We start from the raw sequence: 17,302 nt of genomic DNA on the forward strand, positions 1-17,302 counted from the left end.
ACAGGACGTCCATCACTCCGCCCGGGGGCGTGTTGGGGTAAGATGGCGGGCCGTTCGTTCAGGAGCTCGCATGCGAGTCATAGACTACCCCTCCTACTTGCAGTTGCGTGACAACGCAGAAGTGCTGGAAGCCGATGGTCATGGGGACAAGGTACTGCGTCTGCGCGACGGGACCTTCCTCAAGCTGTTTCGCCGCAAGCGACTGATTTCCTCCGCAGCCCTGTTCCCCTACGCGGAACGCTTCGCCCGCAACGCCAGCGAGCTGGCACGGCGCAACATCGTCTGTCCGAAGGTGCTGGACGTCCTGCGGATCCCGCAGATCCAGCGCGACGCGGTGCATTACGAACCACTGCCGGGGCAGACCCTCCGGCAAGTGGATCGCAACGACCCCGCGCACGGCGACGAAGTACGCACCCAACTGGGCGAGCTGATCGCCACGCTGCACGCCAGGGGCGTGTATTTCCGCTCGCTGCATCTGGGCAACGTGGTGCGTACCCCGGAAGGCCGCATGGGCCTGATCGACATCGCCGACCTGCGGGTCCAGCGCAGCGCCCTCGGCGCCACCCAGCGCATCCGCAACTTCAAGCACCTGCTGCGCTACGAGCAGGACCGCCTCTGGTTCCTCGACGACAAGCAGCACCTGGTACTCAAGGCCTACCTGCGCAGCAGCCAGGTCCACTGGACACTCGAGCAGCTACTCAAGCAACTGCAACTGGATTGAGCAAGGAATGTTCGCAATCACCCGACTGGCCCGCCTTCGCCACCCCACCAGCCATGCGCTTAGCCACTGGGTCCTGCCCCTCGGCTGGCTGGCCCTGCTCACGGGTATGTTCTGGATCGGCGACCGCTCCGACTACCACCGTCTCTTCTATATCCTGCTGGCGGCGCCGACGCTGCTGTACGTGATACTGCAACCACGACTGCTTCGCCCGCTGGCCGGCTCGCCGCTGTTCATCGCCTTCCTCGCCTTCAGCGGCTACATGATGCTCAGCCTTTCCTGGTCGACCCCCGAGAACTCCACCGGCTCGTTGCTCAAGCGCCCTCTGTATATCGCTCTCCTGTTCTTCTGCGCCGCCATCCTGGCGCTCGAGGCTCCCCGGCGCCTCAGGACCGCGACCTGGCTGGCGGCCGTGGGAGCGCTCGTCTCGGCCGTTGTAACCCTGCTTCAGTATCACTGGGACGCCAGTCCGCTACGTCTTACCGGCTATGGCGCCCTCTACAATCCATTGCTGAGCGCCCATGTCTATGGCGCGTTCACAGCCCTGTGGCTGGTCTACTGGATGCAGTCTCGCCACGTCCTGGCACCCTTGCCACTGCTTTCGCTGGCAGTTCTCGGCGGCCTTCTCGTGGCTACCGGCTCGCGGACCCCCCTGGTCGGACTCGCAGCCAGCCTGGTCTGGCTAGTCCTGGCCGGAGACAGGAAAAAAAGCCTCATCGCCCTCGCACTGGCCGTCGCCGGGGCGTTATTGGCCTATGTTCTGTATCCGGAGGCGATCATCCAGAGGGGAGCCTCCTTCCGCCCGGAAATCTGGGCCGACGCCCTGCGCCAGATCGGCGAGCATCCGTGGCTCGGGCACGGATACGATCATCCGATGCGCATCGCCCTGAGCAACGGCATGCTGCTCGCCGATCCGCACAATATCGAGTTGGGGGTGCTGTTCGCCGGTGGGATCATCGGTCTCCTGCTGTGGCTGGCAATCTACGCCCTGGCCTTCGCCTTCGCCTGGAAGAACCGGCAATCTCCCGCCGTTCTGCTGGCTTCGACCTGGCTGATGTTCGGCCTGGCTTCCGGCCTCACGGAAGGCAACGCCTTCCTGCCCCGCCCCAAGGAGCACTGGTTCCTGATCTGGATTCCATTGGCCCTGCTGTACGCCCTGTGGGTGCAGAAAAGCGCCCTCGACAAAAACGAAACCGCCTCCTGAGGAGGCGGTCCGGGTTCATCCGAGCTAGGAGAAGAACAGCCGCGCGATGCCGCGGAAGGTCTTTTCGTTCCAGTACTTCAACGGCAAGCCGGAAAGCAGCTCCCGGGCCAGCACCTTGTCCCGGTTCGAGCACTTGAGGAACATCGAGTTGCGGAAACGCATGATCACCTGCTCGTAGTCGGGGTGATCGCTGAACTGACTGTAGGTCTTGAATACGTTGTCCACCATGAAACGCACGTTCTTGTACGTATTGGTGGGATGCTTGCGGTACTGGGCCAGGACTTCGCCGAGAATATCGATGACATAGCCGGCCCTGGTCACCGCCAGCTCGATGTAGACGTCCTCCAGGCGGATGTCCGGATCGAAGCCGCCGGCCTTCTCCAGGGCTTCCCGGCGGAACATCAGGGTAGGCGCCATGGGTCCCGGCTTGCGATCGAGGAACAGGTCGTCGAAGTCGAGGCGGCGGAACGGCAGGTCGCGCTTGCGCTGCTCCTTTCCCGGCATGACCCGGCCATTGGAGTCGATGATCTCGATATTGCCCGCGCAGATGCCCACCTCGGGCTTGCCATGCAGGTGCGCCACCTGTTTTTCCAGGCGTTGCGGCAACATGATGTCGTCCGAGCCGAAAGGCACGATGAGATCGCCCCGGGCCCTGGCGATCGCTTCGTTGAGTGTTCTCGACAGCCCCTGGTTCTGCTGGACCCTGAGATCGAAGCCGTACTTCGCCTGGAGGCCGCGCAGGAGTTCGACGCTGCCATCGCTGGAGCCATCGTCCACCACCAGCAGCTCCACGTTGGAGTACGTCTGCGCAGCCACGCTGGCGATGCTCGCTTCGATGTACTTTTCGTGGTTATAGGAAGCGATGATCACGGAAACCAATGGCTGCGAGCCATCATCGACGAGCGCCATAATCTACAACCTTAATTGTCCTTCACGTCCCCACACAAAGCGCCAGACATCCATGAGCGATCCTGCGATCTTCATCGGTCTTTCACCTCCCCCCAGCCCGCGAAAAACAAGCTGAACAATAGCAAACACGCCTGAAGCCCCGGCTCTTCGCGGCCGCTGTCTTCAGGTAAAAATACGCCGCCAGGTACTCTCCAGCCACCCGGGGTTCTCCGCTGCACGCAACGCGGGACGCATGGCCTCGACGATACTCTGACCGACAGCGGCGAAGCTGAATCGTTCGATGGCCAAAGCCTGGCCGCTTCGTGCGATCCGCTCGGCAAGGGCCGTATCCAGGCGCAATATCGCGAGCTTTTCCTGGATGTCCGCCACCGAGCGGTACAGCACGATATTCTCCATGTCCCGGAAACCCAGGGCCTCGTTTTCCCGCTCGCCCTGGTCGAAAGCCAGCAGCACGCAGCCGCAGGCCATCGCCTCGAAGTTCTTGATCATGTATTCGCCCATGCCGACGTCGGCACTGACGAAGAAGCGGATGCGATTGAGCGTCCGCAGGTATTCCTCGCCGGACCTGGTCTTGGTCACCAGAAGGTTCTCCACCTTGCCCAGTTCGTCGAGCAAGGCCTTGCGTCCGCTGTAGGCCACGCTGCCGGTGCTGCCGACGAAGGCCAGCTCGATATCGCGCTCGAGCTCCAGGTCATGCAGCAGGGTCTGGTCGTAGCCCTTGGGCACGAACACGGCGTCGAAGCCCTCCTCGCGCAGGCGCTCGCTGACCGTATGGCCGGAACTGATCACCCGCGCCCAGGGCAGGCGCCGGTAATGGGCGCTGAACTTGCCGGTGTACTTGCAGGGAATGTAGTTCTGGTAGGCGTCGTGCTCGAGGATCACCAGGTTGGGCACGCTGCGGATGAAACGGACCTGGCGCATTTCCTTCTTGAAGCGCAGGAAGAACAGGATCCGGTCGTAGCGCGAGACGTCCACATGCTTGCGAAAATACCCGCGCAGGTCGGCCTGCTCTTCGCTGCTCAGCCAACGGGTGTCGCATTCGCAGTGGGCGGCGATGCCGTCGTACAGACGGTCCAGGATCGCACGCTGCTCTTTCTGCACCAGAAACAGAACTTTCATCAGACCTTCATCCTCACGGCCGCCACGCGACAGCATGGCGGCTCGAACATACCTGGCCGTACGACCGAAGCATCATGCATCACCATCCAGTGACTCCACCCAGAACAGTTCCTGCCGCCGCACCGCCTTGCGCATGAACTCGTCCTCGCCATAGGCCGGCCAGCGGCGCCCGGCGAGCCAGCCTTGCAGGCGCCGACGCAGGCGACGCTTGAACGGTGGACGGGGCTGCAGGTCGTGCATCATGCCCAGCGCCATGGCCTTGTCCACCTGGCGCGCCGGCTCCAGCGGCAGCGTCCAGGGCAGCAGCGGCGGACACTCTTCGGTCAGCGGCGGCAGGCTGACGCCCATGTGCGCATCGCCCATCGGCCAGCGATCGTTGTCGTGCAGGTGGTTGGCATAGTGCAGCAGCGTCCGCGGTTGCCAGTCCAGGCCCTCGAGCGCCTCGCGCACGGCCTGCTGGGCGCGCACATGGTCCGGATGCGGGTCGAAATGCGGATGCGGCAGGACGATGACCTCGGGTCGCGCCAGCAGGATAAGTTCGCGCAGGTCGGCCAGCAGGTTGCGCCAGGTGGACAGACCGTCGGTATCGCTGGCCAGGCGCAGGCGATTGAACTGGCGGAACGGGCGGGTATCGCTCAGGCCGGCCTCGCGCGAAGGCACCACGGCCTCCGGCTCGGCCTGCATCGCCGGCAGTTGCAGGCAGAAATAGCCCAGTTGCACGCAACGCTCGGCGGGCACGCCGCCCCAGGCCGGTACGGCCTGGCTGTCCCAGGCGCGCAGGCGGCCCTTGAGTCGCGCCGCGGCGACCCCGTCCAGCCCCATGCGCCGGAAGTGTTCGGTCTCGATCTCGCCGGCGGTCAGGGTCACGATCCAGGCCTCGCGGGCCTGGCTGTACAGGCCGAAGGCGGCCAGTTCGGCATCGTCGGCGTGCGGTGCGATGACCATCACCCGCCGCTCGCGGTAGTCGGGATGCCGCGCGCGCCACAGGCTCGGCTCGCCGAGCAGCCGGCAATGCCGGCCGCGCAGGCGTATCCGGCCTGCGGCCAGTGCTTCGGCCAGTCCCGTCAGGTTCAGGTAGCGCAGGCCGTTCACGCCACGCTCGAAAGCTTGCGCATCGACCTGCGCGCCACCCTCGATCAGCACCGCCGGCTCGAGAAAACGTCCCAGCCAGCCGGCACGCACGGCAATGCCGAGCAACAGCGTATCGTCCGCACGCAACTCGCCATCCACCTGCAGCCTGCCGCCGTCCAGCGCGCGCACCGGCAGGGCCTCGACCCGCTCATCGAAACGGTAGCGATAGTCCTCGCCAGGCGAATAGAACAGGTGATCGGCGAACCAGGCCTCATGGGCGATCCACAGGCACGGCAGGAGAACCGGCAGCAACCAGGGGCTGACCAGCACGCCGACGGCCAGCGCCACCAGCATCGCCAGCAGCAGGCCGATCCGCTTGTTGCGCCGATGACGCTTGAGCAATTGCTGTTTGCGCGCGCTCATGGGTCAGACCTGGAAGACCGGCGAAGGATGGCACCAGCGATCCTTGTACTCGCGGTCGGCGCGGCCGAAGGAGTAACGCAACGGCTTGCCCAGCGCCCGCGCCTCTTCCCAGGCGGCCTGGGTGTTCAGGTAGCTGAGCACGCTGCCAGGGCTGAACTCGCGGGTCTGCGGATCGACGCCGCCGTTGATGTACTCGACGCTGAGCCAACCCGGCGCTTCGACGCGGTAGAGCACCTGGACCGCGATCGGCCGGTCGTCGAGCAGCAGCACCGAGCCACGCAGCAGGTCGCGCAGGCGCTCGAAGACCTCGGCCATGCGCGCCGCGCCGGTGGCCGGGAAGCCCCAGCGACGCTGGAACAGCTCGAGGTAGATGGCGGCGAACTCGGCCGGGGTGAAGCTGTCGGCCTGACGCACCTGGCCGCCGGCCTCTTCCACCAGGCGCACTTCGCGGCGCTGGTTGTAGCGGAACTTCTTGGAGAAATCCTCCGGCGCGCGGGCGAACGCCAGTTGCTCGGCCTGCGCACGCAAGGTGACGATGTTTCGCTCGTGCAGCGCCGACAGGTAGCGACCGGCGTGGCGCAACGCGACGCGGGCCTCGGCGGCTACCGGCAGGATCAGCTCGGCGTTGCCCAGGTCATACAGGCCCTTCTTCCCGCGACGCTTGAGCACGTCCTTGGACAGCGCCAGGTGGCGTCCCCAGGTCGGGATCGCCGCGCACAGTTCGCCAGCGCTTTCCCAGCCCAGGTAGCGCACCGGGATCCCAGCCAGTTCGGCGAGCTGCTCGACCACCCGCGGATGGGTCGCCACGCTGCCACCGAAACGCTGCCATGCCTGGGCGTAGGTCGAGGCGTCCACTTCGCGCCAACCGCGTTCGCGGAAGACGCGCAACCGGTTCAGCATGCAGACTCCGAAGCGAAGCCGGCGATCATCGGCAGGCGCCAGAATTCACGACGCACCGCGGCGTCGGAGAAGCGCGTCTCCAGCCGCTCGAGCATCAGCCGCGCACAGGCTTCGCGCTGCCGGCGGTCGAGCGCCGCGAGATGGGTCAGGCCTTCGCCCAGGGCCGTCTCGTCGCCCAGCGGGAAGAGGATACCGACGCCTTCCACCACTTCGCGGGCGCCGCCGCAGGCGGTGGCGATCAACGGCACGCCGGCGACCATGGCCTCCAGCAGGACCATGCCGAACGGCTCGTGGTCGGAACTCAGGGCGAAGACATCGAACGCCTTGAAATAGCGCCGGGCCTCTTCGACCTGGCCGAGGAACAGTACGCGCTCGCCGATCCCCAGCTCGCAGGCGAGGTCCTTGAGCCGGTCTTCCAGGCGACCGCTGCCGAGAATCGCCAGCAGGCTGTTCTGCGGCAGGCGCGGCAGCGCGGCGGCGAAGCCACGCAGCAGGGTGGCCTGGTCCTTGTCCGGATGCAGGCGGCCGACATTGCCGACCACCCAGGCCTCGTCGGGCAGGCGCAGTTGCCGGCGCGCGCTCAGGCGCTCGACCTGCTCGGCCTGCAGCGCGGCGACATCGATGCGGTTGTGGAGCGTCTCGATCCGCTCCGCCGGCCATTTCGGCAGGCAGCGACGGATGTCGTCACGCACCGCGTCGGATACCGCCAGCAGGCTCAGGCGCTTGCTCAGCAGGCCGGCGAAGACCCGCCGGGACAGGCGCTGGTAGTCGCCGAAGGCGTGGTGCACACCGACGATCGGCAGGCGGGTGGCCAGGCTGGCGACCCAGATAGGCTTGAAACGATGGGCGATGCAGAAACGAAAATCGCGCGAGCGGGCGATCTCGCGCAGGTCGCGGATCGCCTTCAGCTTGAGGCCGCGGATGTCCTTCGAGCCATACTCGAGGAACAGCACCTCGTCGGAGGCGCAGCGGGCCGCCACCTCCGGGTCGGAGCGACCGGAGAGAAACACCGTGGTGACCTTGTACGGGGTCCCGGCGAACAGGCTGGCGTACTGACGGGCACAGTCGAGGAACGGCCCGTCGTAGCCGTGACAGAACTGCAGGACGCGTGGTTCAGCCGACCGAGTCATACCAGTCCACGCCCTCCTTCACGACCAGGATGTCTTCCATGATCAGGTACTGCAGGTCCGAGCCGAAGAACATGTTCAGGGCATCGGTCGGCGAGCAGATCATCGGCTCGCCACGGCGGTTCAGCGAGGTGTTCAGGGCCACGCCGTTGCCGGTGAGGTTTTCCAGCTCCTTCATCAGGTCGTAGTAGCGCGGGTTGAAGTCGCGCTTCAGCACCTGGGCACGGGAGGTGCCGTCCTCGTGCACCACTTCCGGCACGCGGTCCTTCCACTCTTCGTTGACCTCGAAGGTGAAGGTCATGAACGGTGCCGGATGGTCGATCTTGAACATCTGCGGGCCGACGGTATCCAGCATCGACGGGCAGAACGGCCGCCAGCGCTCGCGGAACTTGATCTGCGCGTTGATCCGGTCGGCCACGCCCGGCACGCTCGGGCAGCCGAGGATAGAACGGCCGCCAAGGGCGCGCGGACCGAACTCCATGCGTCCCTGGAACCAGGCCACCGGGTTGCCGTCGGCGAGGATCCTGCCGATGCGCCGGCTGCGGTTGTCGATCTTCATCCATTGCGGCCGAGCCTCGTGGCGGGCGCAGGCGGCGATGACGTCCTCGTTGGAGTACTCCGGGCCGAGGTAGACATGCTCCATCTTCTCCACCGGCACGCCGCGCTGGTGCGACACATAGGCCGCCGCGCCGACCGCGGTGCCGGCGTCGCTGGCCGCCGGCTGAACGAACAGTTCCTTCACCTCGGGACGGGAAATGATCTTCTGGTTCAGCTTGACGTTCAGCGCGCAACCGCCGGCGAAGGCGACCTTGCCGGTCTCGCGGATGATGTCGCCGAGGTAGTAGTCCATCATTTCCAGCGCCAGCTTCTCGAACAGCGCCTGGATGCTGGCGGCGTAGTGGATGTAGGGGTCGTCGGCGATGTCGCCTTCGCGCTTGGGTCCCAGCCACTCGATCAGCTTGGGCGAGAAGTAGTAGCCCTTGCCTTTCTCCTTGTAGCGACGGAAGCCGATGACGTTGGCATAGTCGGTGTTGATCACCAGTTCGCCGTTCTCGAACTTGGCGAGACGGGAGAAATCGTACTTGCTGGCGTCGCCATAGGGAGCCATGCCCATGACCTTGAACTCGCCGTCGAGCATGTCGAAGCCGAGGTACTCGGTGATCGCGCCGTACAGGCCGCCCAGCGAGTCCGGATCGTAGAACTCCTTGATCTTGTGGATCCGGCCGTTCTCGCCCCAGCCGAAGAAGGTGGTGGCGTACTCGCCCTTGCCGTCGATGCCGAGGATCGCCGTCTTTTCCTTGAACCCGGAGCAATGGTAGGCGCTGGAGGCGTGTGCCAGGTGGTGCTCGACCGGCTGGATCTTGATTTTCTTCAGATCGAAGCCGAGTTGCTGCAGGCACCACTCGATGCGCTTGTAGTAGCGCTTGTAGCGACGGTTGCCGAGCAGGATCGCGTCCAGGGCACGGTCCGGTGCGTAGGCGTAACGCCTCGCATAGTGCCAGCGGGCCTTCTCCATGATGCTGATGGGAGCGAAGGGTATCGCCACCACGTCGACATCGGCCGGCTTGATCCCGGCCTGTTCCAGGCAGAACTTCGCCGATTCGTAGGGCATGCGGTTCTTCGCGTGCTTGTCGCGCACGAAGCGCTCTTCCTCGACGGCCGCGACCAGCTTGCCGTCGATGTACAGGGCGGCGGACGGGTCATGGCTTACGGCGCCAGACAGGCCTAGGACGGTCAATGCCACGGTAGAACCTCTTCAAAGCAGCTCGCGGTTGCGGAGTGGGACCGGCAACCGCGGCTTTCGTTTAACTCGTCGACCGCCGCGGACGGTGGTCGTTGCTTGTTGCGTCACGTCCCGACGTCGTCGCCGGGACGGGGAATCCGTTGCTCCAGCAGCCGGTGGAGGCCGCTGTCCTGTGGCCAGTTGCGCAGGAAGCGCGCGCGATCGCGGGCGTACGCCCGGGCGAAACCCGCCTGGCTGCGGTGCTTCTGCATCGCGTCCAGGTCGATCAGCGCCCATTCGCCGCCATCCTCCCGGGCCTGCCAGAACAGATTGTGCCCCTTCAGGTCGCCATGGCTGATGCGCTCGCGGATCAGCGTCGAAAACAGCCGATCCAGCGCCGCCAGCTCGGCCTCCGGAGGCGAACCTGCGCCCTCGGGCATATCCAGGAAAGGCTTAAAACGAGCGATTATATCCTGACCGCCAAGATAATCGGTAATCAGGTAGGCGCGCCCGCGCAGCCAGCACCAGCGCCGTTCGAGCATCGCCAGCGGCCGCGCGGTGGCGATGCCGAGGAACTCCAGGCGATTGCCTTCGCGCCAGGACGCCCAGGCCCGGCTGGGCCGCCAGAAACGCTTCAGCCAATGGCCGAGGCCCTTGATGTTGTAACGCTTGATGACCAGGGTGCGGCCATTTGCCTCGACCCGGGCGACAGTCGCCGCGCCACCGTCCTTGTAGACGTGGCCGCTGGCGATCAGCCGGTCGGCGTCTTCCAGCAGCGGCGCCAGCGCCTCGGCTTCCGCGCGGCGGGCGGCGAACAGGCGGAACGGACCGCGCGCGACGCTGAACAGGCTGCAGTCGCGACCGACCTTCTTCAGCAGGTCGCGTAGCCGCCAGCGGCGTACCCTGGCGATTTCCTTCTGCAAGGCTTCCAGCGGCAGCGCGTGTTCGCCGTTGGCCAGCAGGTAGTGCACCAGCAGTTCCTCCAGGTACGGATCGAGCATCGCCGGCAACTGGGCGAAGAACACCCCGAGGTTCTCCAGCACCTTCTGGCGCGACAGCGGCTGCCCGGGCGTCTCGGCGCGCACGCCGCCGCCATCGATGAGGTACAGGCGGCCATCGTGGCGCAGCAGGTTGTCCAGGTGCAGGTCGTCCTGCCAGAGCCCCTTGGCATGCAGCTCGCCGATCGCCGCCAGGGCTTCGCCGAGCACCTTTTGCTGGGCATCGCCCAGCGGCGCCTGGGTCTCCACGGCGCGCCAGGCATCACCGAGGCTCTGCGCCGCGTCGAGGTAGTCGAACAGTAGCCAGCCGCCCTCGCCCTCCTGAAGTCCATCGGCCAGCAACGCCGGGGTGGTCAGGCCCTGGGCCGCGAGCAGGCGCGCGCCTTCCAGTTCGCGCTGGAAATGCCGGGCGGCCTTGCCGCCGGCCAGCAGCTTGGCCAGCACCTTGCGCCCGCGCCATTCGCCGGCACCGACGTAGCGCTGCCCGGGCAGCACCCGCAGCAGGCTGTCGAGGCGCAGCTCGGCAGCGCCGGCGCCATCCGCCAGGGTCACCCGCAACGGCAGTCGCGGCGTCCGCCCGGCGGCCCGCAGTTCGGCCAGTCTCATCGGCGCGACTCCTTGCGCCGGCGGCGCTGGTCGAGAAGGCGGTACCACTGCTCGACTTCGGCCGCGTCGACCGGTTCGTCGACATAGGCGCAGATGAATTCGCGCACGTCCGCCTCGCTCCAGTCCGGCGCGCGGCGCAGCATGGGCTCCAGATCCTTGACCTGGTCACGGCGGCCGAACCAGATTGGCCGGGTTTTTTCCAGGTCGATCAGGCAGGCCTCGAAGACGCCATCGTCCCCCTCACGGAGGAATACATGCTTGGGATAGAAGCAACCATGCATCTGCCCGGCCGCGTGCAGCTGGCGCGCCAGCCTGCCTACCGCCCGGAGGATCGCCCGGCGTCGCTCTTCTGCTAGGTCGTGCCAGGACGCCAGCCAGGTGTCCAGGTCCTGCCAGCCGTCCAGGGCGCGGGTCAGGAGGATCGCCTGGCGTTCGCCGCCGACCGCCTGCTGGGCGAAGAATGCCGCCTGCAGCGCCGGAATGCGCAGCGCACGGTAGCGCTCGATGTTGCGGAACTCGCGGGCGAAGGTCGGCTCGCCCAACGGATGGCGCAGGCTGCGGGTCAGGTGGTTGCTCTGGCGCTTCAGGTAATAGGCGCAGTCGCCCAGGTCAAGCCGATAGACGCTGCTCCAGCCGCCCCGCTCGGTGTTCGGTTCGTCCACGGCGTCCAGCTGCAAGGCCCACAGGGCGTCGAAGCTGTCCAGACGGTTGCGCTGGAGCAGGTCGTGATCCTGCGCGGCAATGAAAACGCTCATTCGCGCCCCTCGAAGAAAGCCACTACCTGGCGAATGCGTTTCTTGTCGGATTCGTTCAGGTGCCGGCGACGGCGATATTGCAGGTAGAAGCGCAGGCGCTGGGTGCGCGACAGGTGGTACTTGGCCACCTTGTCCAGGCAGGCCAGGTCCTTGGTGATCCGGTAGCGCAGCATGAACCCCCACCAGAACGCGCCATTCGGACAATCGATGAAGTACACCAGGGGCTGCCCATCCACCAGCAGGTTGCGCCACTTCAGGTCGTTGTGGGTGAAGTGCTGGTCGTGCATCAGGCGCGTCGCCCTGGCGATCTGCCGGCTGACGCCGTCCACCCAGCGCGGGTCCTTCAGCCGCGGGTCCTGGTTGCAGGCCAGCACCGACAGGTCCTCGGTGCCCGGCAGCTCGCGGGTGATCATCGCCCCGCGCTGAAAGGCCCCGGCCTTGCGCTCGAGCCCCCAGGCGACCACTTCGGCCGTCGGGATGCCCCATTTCTCGAAACGCCTGAGGTTCTGCCACTCGGCCTTGATCCGCGGCCGCGCCAGGTAGCGGCGCAGGCCCTTGCCGGCGCTGCGGTAGCGCTTGACGTAGTAGCGCACGCCATCGCGCTCGATGCGGATGACTTCGGACAACGGGTCGCGGGTCAGGCGCTCGCCCTCCAGGGCGAAAACGCTGTCGAGGCTGCCGAAATCGGCGGCCAGGTGCCGGTAATCGGGTTCGAGGGTCCACCCCGCCATCAGAGCAGGTCTCCGTAACGCTGCTTGCGTTCGTAGAGTTTTTCCGCCTTGCGTTCCATCCAGGCCAGCAGGCCGGCTTCGTCGCGCAGTATCTCGCGCAGCGGCCGGCGGAAGTAGGTGCGCAGGAAGCGTAGCTTGTCGCGACGCGTCAGTCCGATATCCAGCGCGGAGAAATACAATGCCGCCAGATCCTTGTTGCGCCAGCGTTTCGGCGTGGCGTCGCGGGTCTGGGCGCGGTGCAGGTCGATCACCGAGAGGCGGAAATCGTCGGCCGTCACCGGCTTGTCGGTGTGCAACAGGAAATGACAGATGTAGCAATCGCGATGGTTCACCCCGGCGCGATGCATGTCTCCGACCATCCGTGCCACCGCCTCCACCAGCGCGCGCTTGAGCCGCGGCGCCGGCGGTCGTTCGCGCCAGTCCTGGGTGAAGATCTCGAGGTCGGTGGTCGGCGCCAGTTCCTCGGTGACGATGAAGGAATGCTGCCGCGCCGGATCGCCGCCGCGCTCACCGTAGGCGACCGCGGTCATGGTCGCCACGCCGGCCCGGTGCAGGCGCTGGATCGCCTGCCACTCCTGGCGCGCGCCGAGCACGGGGAGCTTGGCGGTGAGCAGGTTCTTGGCGATCTCGCCCCAGCCGATGCCGCGATGGATCTTGACGAAGTAGCCACGTCCGTCGACCTCGGTACGCAGGGTGCGGCGTCCCTCCAGCTCGCGGTAGACCTTGCCCTGCAAGGCCTCCACCGCCTCGAACGGATCGCGCCCGGCCCACAGGCCCTTGAAAGGCTCCTGCAGCACCAGTCTCATGGGGCCTCCCCGAGGATCAGGTCGGCGGCGCGCTGCGGCATGCTGTAGAGATCGGCGCTATCGGCATAGGCCAGACCGTTGCGCGCCCAGGCGGCGCGCGCCGGGGCGTCCTCGAGCATTTCCGCGAGCATGCGGTTGAGCACATCCTGTTCGAACGGCCCCGGCACCACCCGCCCGGCGTCGGCCTCGGCGATATAATGGGCATAGCCGCAGACGTCGGTCACCAGCACCGGCAGGCCGGAAACCAAGGCCTCCAGCAGTACGGTGCCGGTGTTCTCGTTGTAGGCCGGGTGGATCAGCAGGTCGGCGCCGAGCAGGAAACGCGGGATGTCGCTGCGGCCCTTGAGGATCTGCACCTGGTCGTTGAGACCGAGGGCGGCGATCTGCAACAGGAACGGCTTGGGGTCGTCCTGGCCGATGGCGATCAGCCGGGTGCGTTTGCGCAGCGCCTTGGGCAGCGCGGCGAGGGCCTTGAGGCTGCGATCCAGGCCCTTGGTCTTGAAACCGGAACCGATCTGCACCAGCAACAGGTCGTCGTCCTCCAGGCCGAACTCGCGACGGAATTCCGCGCGCACCTCCGCCGCGTTGGCCGGCGCCCGGCGATCCTGGCTGATCCCCGGCGGCAACAGATGGAAACGCTCGGCCTGGGTGCCGTAGTGCTTGACGAAAAGCGGCTGCTGCACCTCGGAGATCATCAGGATCTCGGTCTTCGAGGCCGGGTCGAACACCGCCCGCTCGTAGCCGGCGAAATGACGGTAGCGGCCCCACTGGCGATACAGCGGGTTGCGCAGGGTCTGGGCCTTCTCCTCGAAGCAGGCATCGGCGGCGTAGTAGACGTCGAGCCCGGGCATCTTGTTGAAGCCGACCACCCGCTGCACCGGGCGCTTCGCCAGGTCGGCGGCGACCCAGGCGGTGAACTTCTCGTTGCGCCGATGGTTGAAGAGCGAGCGGACGGGCGCCACCAGCACCTCGAAGCCGTCCGGCACGTCGCCTTCCCAGATCAGGGTATAGACGCGAATGTCGTGCCCGCGCCGCTGGCATTCCAGGGCGATGCGCATGAAGTCGCGCTGCAGGCCGCCGAACGGGAAGTATTTGTAGAGTATGAATGCCAGGGTCATCGGAGCATCTCCGGGGCCAGCAGCATGGCTTCCAGCTGGGTGGCCACGCGCTGGGGATTCAGCCGGGTGAAGCACAGCGGCTGTTCACGCTTGAGGTCGAACAGTTTGCGGTCCTCTTCGGTCGGCTGGTAGGTACAGGTCTTCTTCAGGCACGGCGCGCAAGGGAAGTCGCTACCCAGGTGGACCTGGGAACGCCCGTAGGCACCGGTGAAACCCGGGTTGGTCGGGCCGAACAGCGACAACGTCGGCACATCCAGCGCCGCCGCCAGGTGGCCGAGCCCGGTATCCACCGCCACGCAGGCACGCGCGCCGGCAAGCACCTTGGCCATGCCGGCCAACGATAATCTGGGGAGCACCGCGGCATTTTCCAACCCTGCGGCCAGCCGTTCAGCCCGCTCCCGCTCGGCGGCGCTGCCCCAGGGCAGGCGCACCGACCAGCCGCGCTCGCACATGCGCTCGGCCAGTTCGCGCCAGTAGGCTTCCGGCCAGTGCTTGGTGACCCAGGTGGTGCCATGCAGGAACACCAGATAGGGCGCGCCGGCATCGGCGTCGGCCAGTTGCTCGCGATCCAGGCCGTAGTCGCCGACCGAATCGGGCAGGGGATAATCCAGCGCCTGGGCGAACAACTGGCGGGTACGCTCCACCGCGTGCTGCCCCCAGGCCACCGGGTAGACACGCCGATAGAAGCGGCTGGCCAGCGGTTCGCGCGCCGAATCGCGATCGAGGCCGGCGACCGGGGCCCTGCCCGCGTAGCGGGTCAGCCAGGCACTTTTCAGCAGGCCCTGGGCATCGATCACCAGATCGTAGTCGACTTCCTCAAGACGCTGCTTGAAGCGCCGCCATTCGCCGTTGCGCAGGGTCTGCCAGAGGTTCTTGCGCCAACGCCGGATGGCCACCGGTATTACCCGCGCCACCGCCGGATGCCAGGCAGGAATCTCGGCGAAGCCTTCCTCCACCACCCAGTCGAACTGGATGCCGGGAAGCGCCCGGGCGGCGTCGGTAAGCGCCGGCAGGGTATGGATCACGTCGCCGAGGGACGAAGTCTTGACCAGCAACACCCTCATCCGGCGACCTCTGCCGGATCGCCGACCAGCCGGTCCAGGGCTTGCAGTACCAGGCTAGCCGGCAGTTCGCGGAGGCAATTGTAGTGGCCGAAGCGACAGGTGCGCTCGAAGCAGGGGCTGCACTCGAGACCGAGGCGGACGATCTCCACTCGTTCCGCCAGCGGCGGGGTGAACTGCGGCGAGGTGGAGCCGTAGACGCCCACCAGCGGGCGGTCCAGGGCGGCCGCCACGTGCATCAGGCCGGAATCGTTGGACACCACCGCGCCGGCGCAGGACATCAGGTCGATGGCCTCGGCCAGCGAAGTCTCCCCGGCAAGGTTGAAGGACTCCTCGCGCAATCCCGGGATCAGGCGCTGGCGAATCTCCTCGCCACCGGGATGGTCGTTCTTCGAGCCGAACAGCCAGACCTGCCAGCCGGCACGGATCTTCGCCTCGGCGACCGCGGCGTAGTGTTCCGCCGGCCAGCGCTTGGCCTCGCCGAACTCGGCACCGGGACACAGCGCCAGCACCGGGCGATCCAGGCTCAGGGCGAACTTGTCGAGCGCCGCCTGGCGACTGCCGTCATCGATCCGCAGGCGCGGCCGCGGATAGGGTTTCGGTAACTCGACGCCAGGCTCGAAGGCCAGCGCCATGAAGCGTTCGATCATCAGCGGGTAGCGCTGCTTGTCGAGCTTGCGGATGTCATTGAGCAGCCCGTAGCGCATCTCGCCGCGCCAGCCGGTGCGCTTCGGTATCCCGGCGAACCAGGGCACCAGCGCCGACTTCAGCGAGTTGGGCAGCAGGATCGCCTGCTCGTACTGACCGCGCAGGCCGCGCCCGATCCGGCGCCGGGTGGCGACGTCCATCACGCCGTGGCCGAGCGGGAAGCTCAGGGCCTGGCGCACCTCGGGCATGCGCTCGAGGATCGGCCGGCTCCACTCGGGCGCCAGTACGTCGATCAGGCACTCGGGATGCCGCTGGCGCAGACACTGGAACAGGGTCTGCGCCATCACCATGTCCCCCACCCAGGAGGGACCTACGATCAGAATTCTCATTCAGGCTCCGGAAATGATCAGGGAGGCTTTCGCCTCCCTGTCACACCCTTCTTCGGTGCTTACTTGACCAGGGTACGCCACTCGGCGTGGGCCTCGGTCTTGCCGCTGACCAGGTCGAAATAGGCTTTCTGCAGCTTCTCGGTGACCGGGCCACGGCGGCCGGCGCCGATCTTGCGACCGTCCACCTCGCGGATCGGCGTGACTTCCGCGGCGGTGCCGGTGAAGAAGGCCTCGTCGGCGATGTAGACCTCGTCGCGGGTGATGCGCTTCTCGACCAGTTTAAAGCCGTGCTCGGCGGCCAGGGTCAGGATAGTGTTACGAGTGATGCCGTTCAGGCAGGCAGTGACTTCCGGGGTGTAGATCACGCCGTCCTTGATGATGAAGATGTTCTCGCCGGAACCTTCGGCCACGTAGCCTTCCGGATCGAGCATCATGGCCTCGTCGGCGCCGCCGGAGATCGCTTCCTGCAGGGCCAGCATCGAGTTGATGTAGGCGCCGTTGGACTTGGCGCGGGTCATCGAGATGTTGACGTGGTGGCGGGTGAAGGAACTGGTGCGCACCTTGATGCCTTGCTGCAGGGCTTCCTCGCCCATGTAGGCGCCCCAACTCCAGGCGGCGATGATCACATGGACCTTCAGGCCGCTGGCGCGCAGGCCCATGCCTTCGCTTCCGTAGAACACCATCGGGCGGATGTAGGCGCTTTCCAGGTCGTTCTCGCGCACGGCGGCGCGGGTCGCCTCGTTGATCTCGTCGCGGCTGTACGGGATCTGCATGTTCATGATGTGCGCCGAATCGAACAGCCGGTCGGTGTGCGCCTGCAGGCGGAAGATCGCCGTGCCCTGCGGGGTGTCGTAGGCACGCACGCCCTCGAACACACCCATTCCATAGTGCAGGGTATGGGTCAGCACGTGCGTGGTCGCGTCGCGCCACTGCACCAGTTCACCGTCATACCAGATCACGCCATCACGATCGGCCATCGACATAGTTGCCAGCTCC

At 66.3% G+C, this 17,302-nt stretch carries 16 protein-coding genes; 2 read left to right on the plus strand and 14 right to left on the minus strand.

Going from position 1 to position 17,302, the window contains the following annotated elements; genetic code table 11:
- Positions 1-70 precede the first annotated feature (70 nt).
- Positions 71-721: a BUD32 family EKC/KEOPS complex subunit gene (locus tag B7D75_RS25935; RefSeq protein WP_058129751.1), complete on the plus strand. Its 651-nt coding sequence runs from the start codon at positions 71-73 to the stop codon at positions 719-721.
- A gap of 7 nt (positions 722-728) precedes the next feature.
- The gene (locus tag B7D75_RS25940) at positions 729-1,922 is read left to right on the plus strand and encodes an O-antigen ligase family protein (protein ID WP_107114564.1); all 1,194 of its coding nucleotides are present in this window, start codon (positions 729-731) and stop codon (positions 1,920-1,922) included.
- A 24-nt stretch (positions 1,923-1,946) separates the two neighbouring features.
- Here the strand turns inward: B7D75_RS25940 and wapR are convergent, their stop codons facing one another.
- The 14 genes from wapR to ilvE form a co-directional block, all read right to left on the minus strand.
- A complete protein-coding gene (gene wapR, locus B7D75_RS25945; RefSeq protein ID WP_003157001.1) occupies positions 1,947-2,831 on the minus strand; it encodes an alpha-1,3-rhamnosyltransferase in 885 nt (294 codons plus the stop codon).
- Between the two features lie 162 nt (positions 2,832-2,993).
- Positions 2,994-3,950: a glycosyltransferase family protein gene (locus tag B7D75_RS25950; RefSeq protein WP_041025535.1), complete on the minus strand. Its 957-nt coding sequence runs from the start codon at positions 3,948-3,950 to the stop codon at positions 2,994-2,996.
- 72 nt (positions 3,951-4,022) lie between these two features.
- On the minus strand, positions 4,023-5,444 hold the full coding sequence (locus B7D75_RS25955) for a PIG-L deacetylase family protein (protein WP_107114565.1): 1,422 nt from the start codon (positions 5,442-5,444) through the stop codon (positions 4,023-4,025).
- A 3-nt stretch (positions 5,445-5,447) separates the two neighbouring features.
- A complete protein-coding gene (locus B7D75_RS25960) occupies positions 5,448-6,344 on the minus strand; it encodes an antimicrobial resistance protein Mig-14 (RefSeq protein ID WP_033999954.1) in 897 nt (298 codons plus the stop codon).
- Positions 6,338-7,474, minus strand: coding sequence for a glycosyltransferase (locus B7D75_RS25965; RefSeq protein WP_107114566.1), 1,137 nt, complete (start codon positions 7,472-7,474; stop codon positions 6,338-6,340). Before B7D75_RS25965 ends, B7D75_RS25960 begins: the two co-directional genes overlap by 7 nt.
- Complete coding sequence (locus B7D75_RS25970) at positions 7,458-9,215, minus strand: carbamoyltransferase family protein (RefSeq protein ID WP_003157006.1); 1,758 nt, start codon at positions 9,213-9,215, stop codon at positions 7,458-7,460. The genes B7D75_RS25965 and B7D75_RS25970 overlap by 17 nt, the downstream gene beginning before the upstream one ends.
- Before the next feature lie 104 nt (positions 9,216-9,319).
- Positions 9,320-10,798, minus strand: coding sequence for a lipopolysaccharide kinase InaA family protein (locus tag B7D75_RS25975; protein WP_107114567.1), 1,479 nt, complete (start codon positions 10,796-10,798; stop codon positions 9,320-9,322).
- Positions 10,795-11,553 (minus strand): lipopolysaccharide kinase InaA family protein, encoded by a 759-nt coding sequence (locus B7D75_RS25980; RefSeq protein WP_033999951.1) that lies wholly within the window; start codon positions 11,551-11,553, stop codon positions 10,795-10,797. Before B7D75_RS25980 ends, B7D75_RS25975 begins: the two co-directional genes overlap by 4 nt.
- The gene (locus B7D75_RS25985) at positions 11,550-12,284 is read right to left on the minus strand and encodes a lipopolysaccharide kinase InaA family protein (RefSeq protein ID WP_003156990.1); all 735 of its coding nucleotides are present in this window, start codon (positions 12,282-12,284) and stop codon (positions 11,550-11,552) included. Before B7D75_RS25985 ends, B7D75_RS25980 begins: the two co-directional genes overlap by 4 nt.
- Positions 12,284-13,090 carry a lipopolysaccharide core heptose(I) kinase RfaP gene (gene rfaP / locus B7D75_RS25990; RefSeq protein ID WP_003156991.1) on the minus strand — a complete coding sequence of 269 codons (807 nt, stop codon included), beginning with the start codon at positions 13,088-13,090 and terminating at the stop codon, positions 12,284-12,286. The genes B7D75_RS25985 and rfaP overlap by 1 nt, the downstream gene beginning before the upstream one ends.
- Entirely contained in the window at positions 13,087-14,208 is a 1,122-nt protein-coding gene (locus B7D75_RS25995; protein WP_034081266.1) for a glycosyltransferase family 4 protein, read from the minus strand. The genes rfaP and B7D75_RS25995 overlap by 4 nt, the downstream gene beginning before the upstream one ends.
- Positions 14,205-15,272, minus strand: a complete 1,068-nt coding sequence (gene waaC / locus B7D75_RS26000; protein ID WP_043101563.1) for a lipopolysaccharide heptosyltransferase I — start codon at positions 15,270-15,272, stop codon at positions 14,205-14,207. The genes B7D75_RS25995 and waaC overlap by 4 nt, the downstream gene beginning before the upstream one ends.
- Complete coding sequence (waaF, locus tag B7D75_RS26005) at positions 15,269-16,306, minus strand: lipopolysaccharide heptosyltransferase II (protein ID WP_034081263.1); 1,038 nt, start codon at positions 16,304-16,306, stop codon at positions 15,269-15,271. Before waaF ends, waaC begins: the two co-directional genes overlap by 4 nt.
- 59 nt (positions 16,307-16,365) lie before the next feature.
- Positions 16,366-17,289, minus strand: a complete 924-nt coding sequence (ilvE, locus tag B7D75_RS26010; protein WP_003156995.1) for a branched-chain-amino-acid transaminase — start codon at positions 17,287-17,289, stop codon at positions 16,366-16,368.
- Positions 17,290-17,302 lie beyond the last annotated feature (13 nt).

This window comes from Pseudomonas paraeruginosa, assembly GCF_003025345.2.
GTDB classification, from domain to species: Bacteria; Pseudomonadota; Gammaproteobacteria; order Pseudomonadales; family Pseudomonadaceae; genus Pseudomonas; species Pseudomonas paraeruginosa.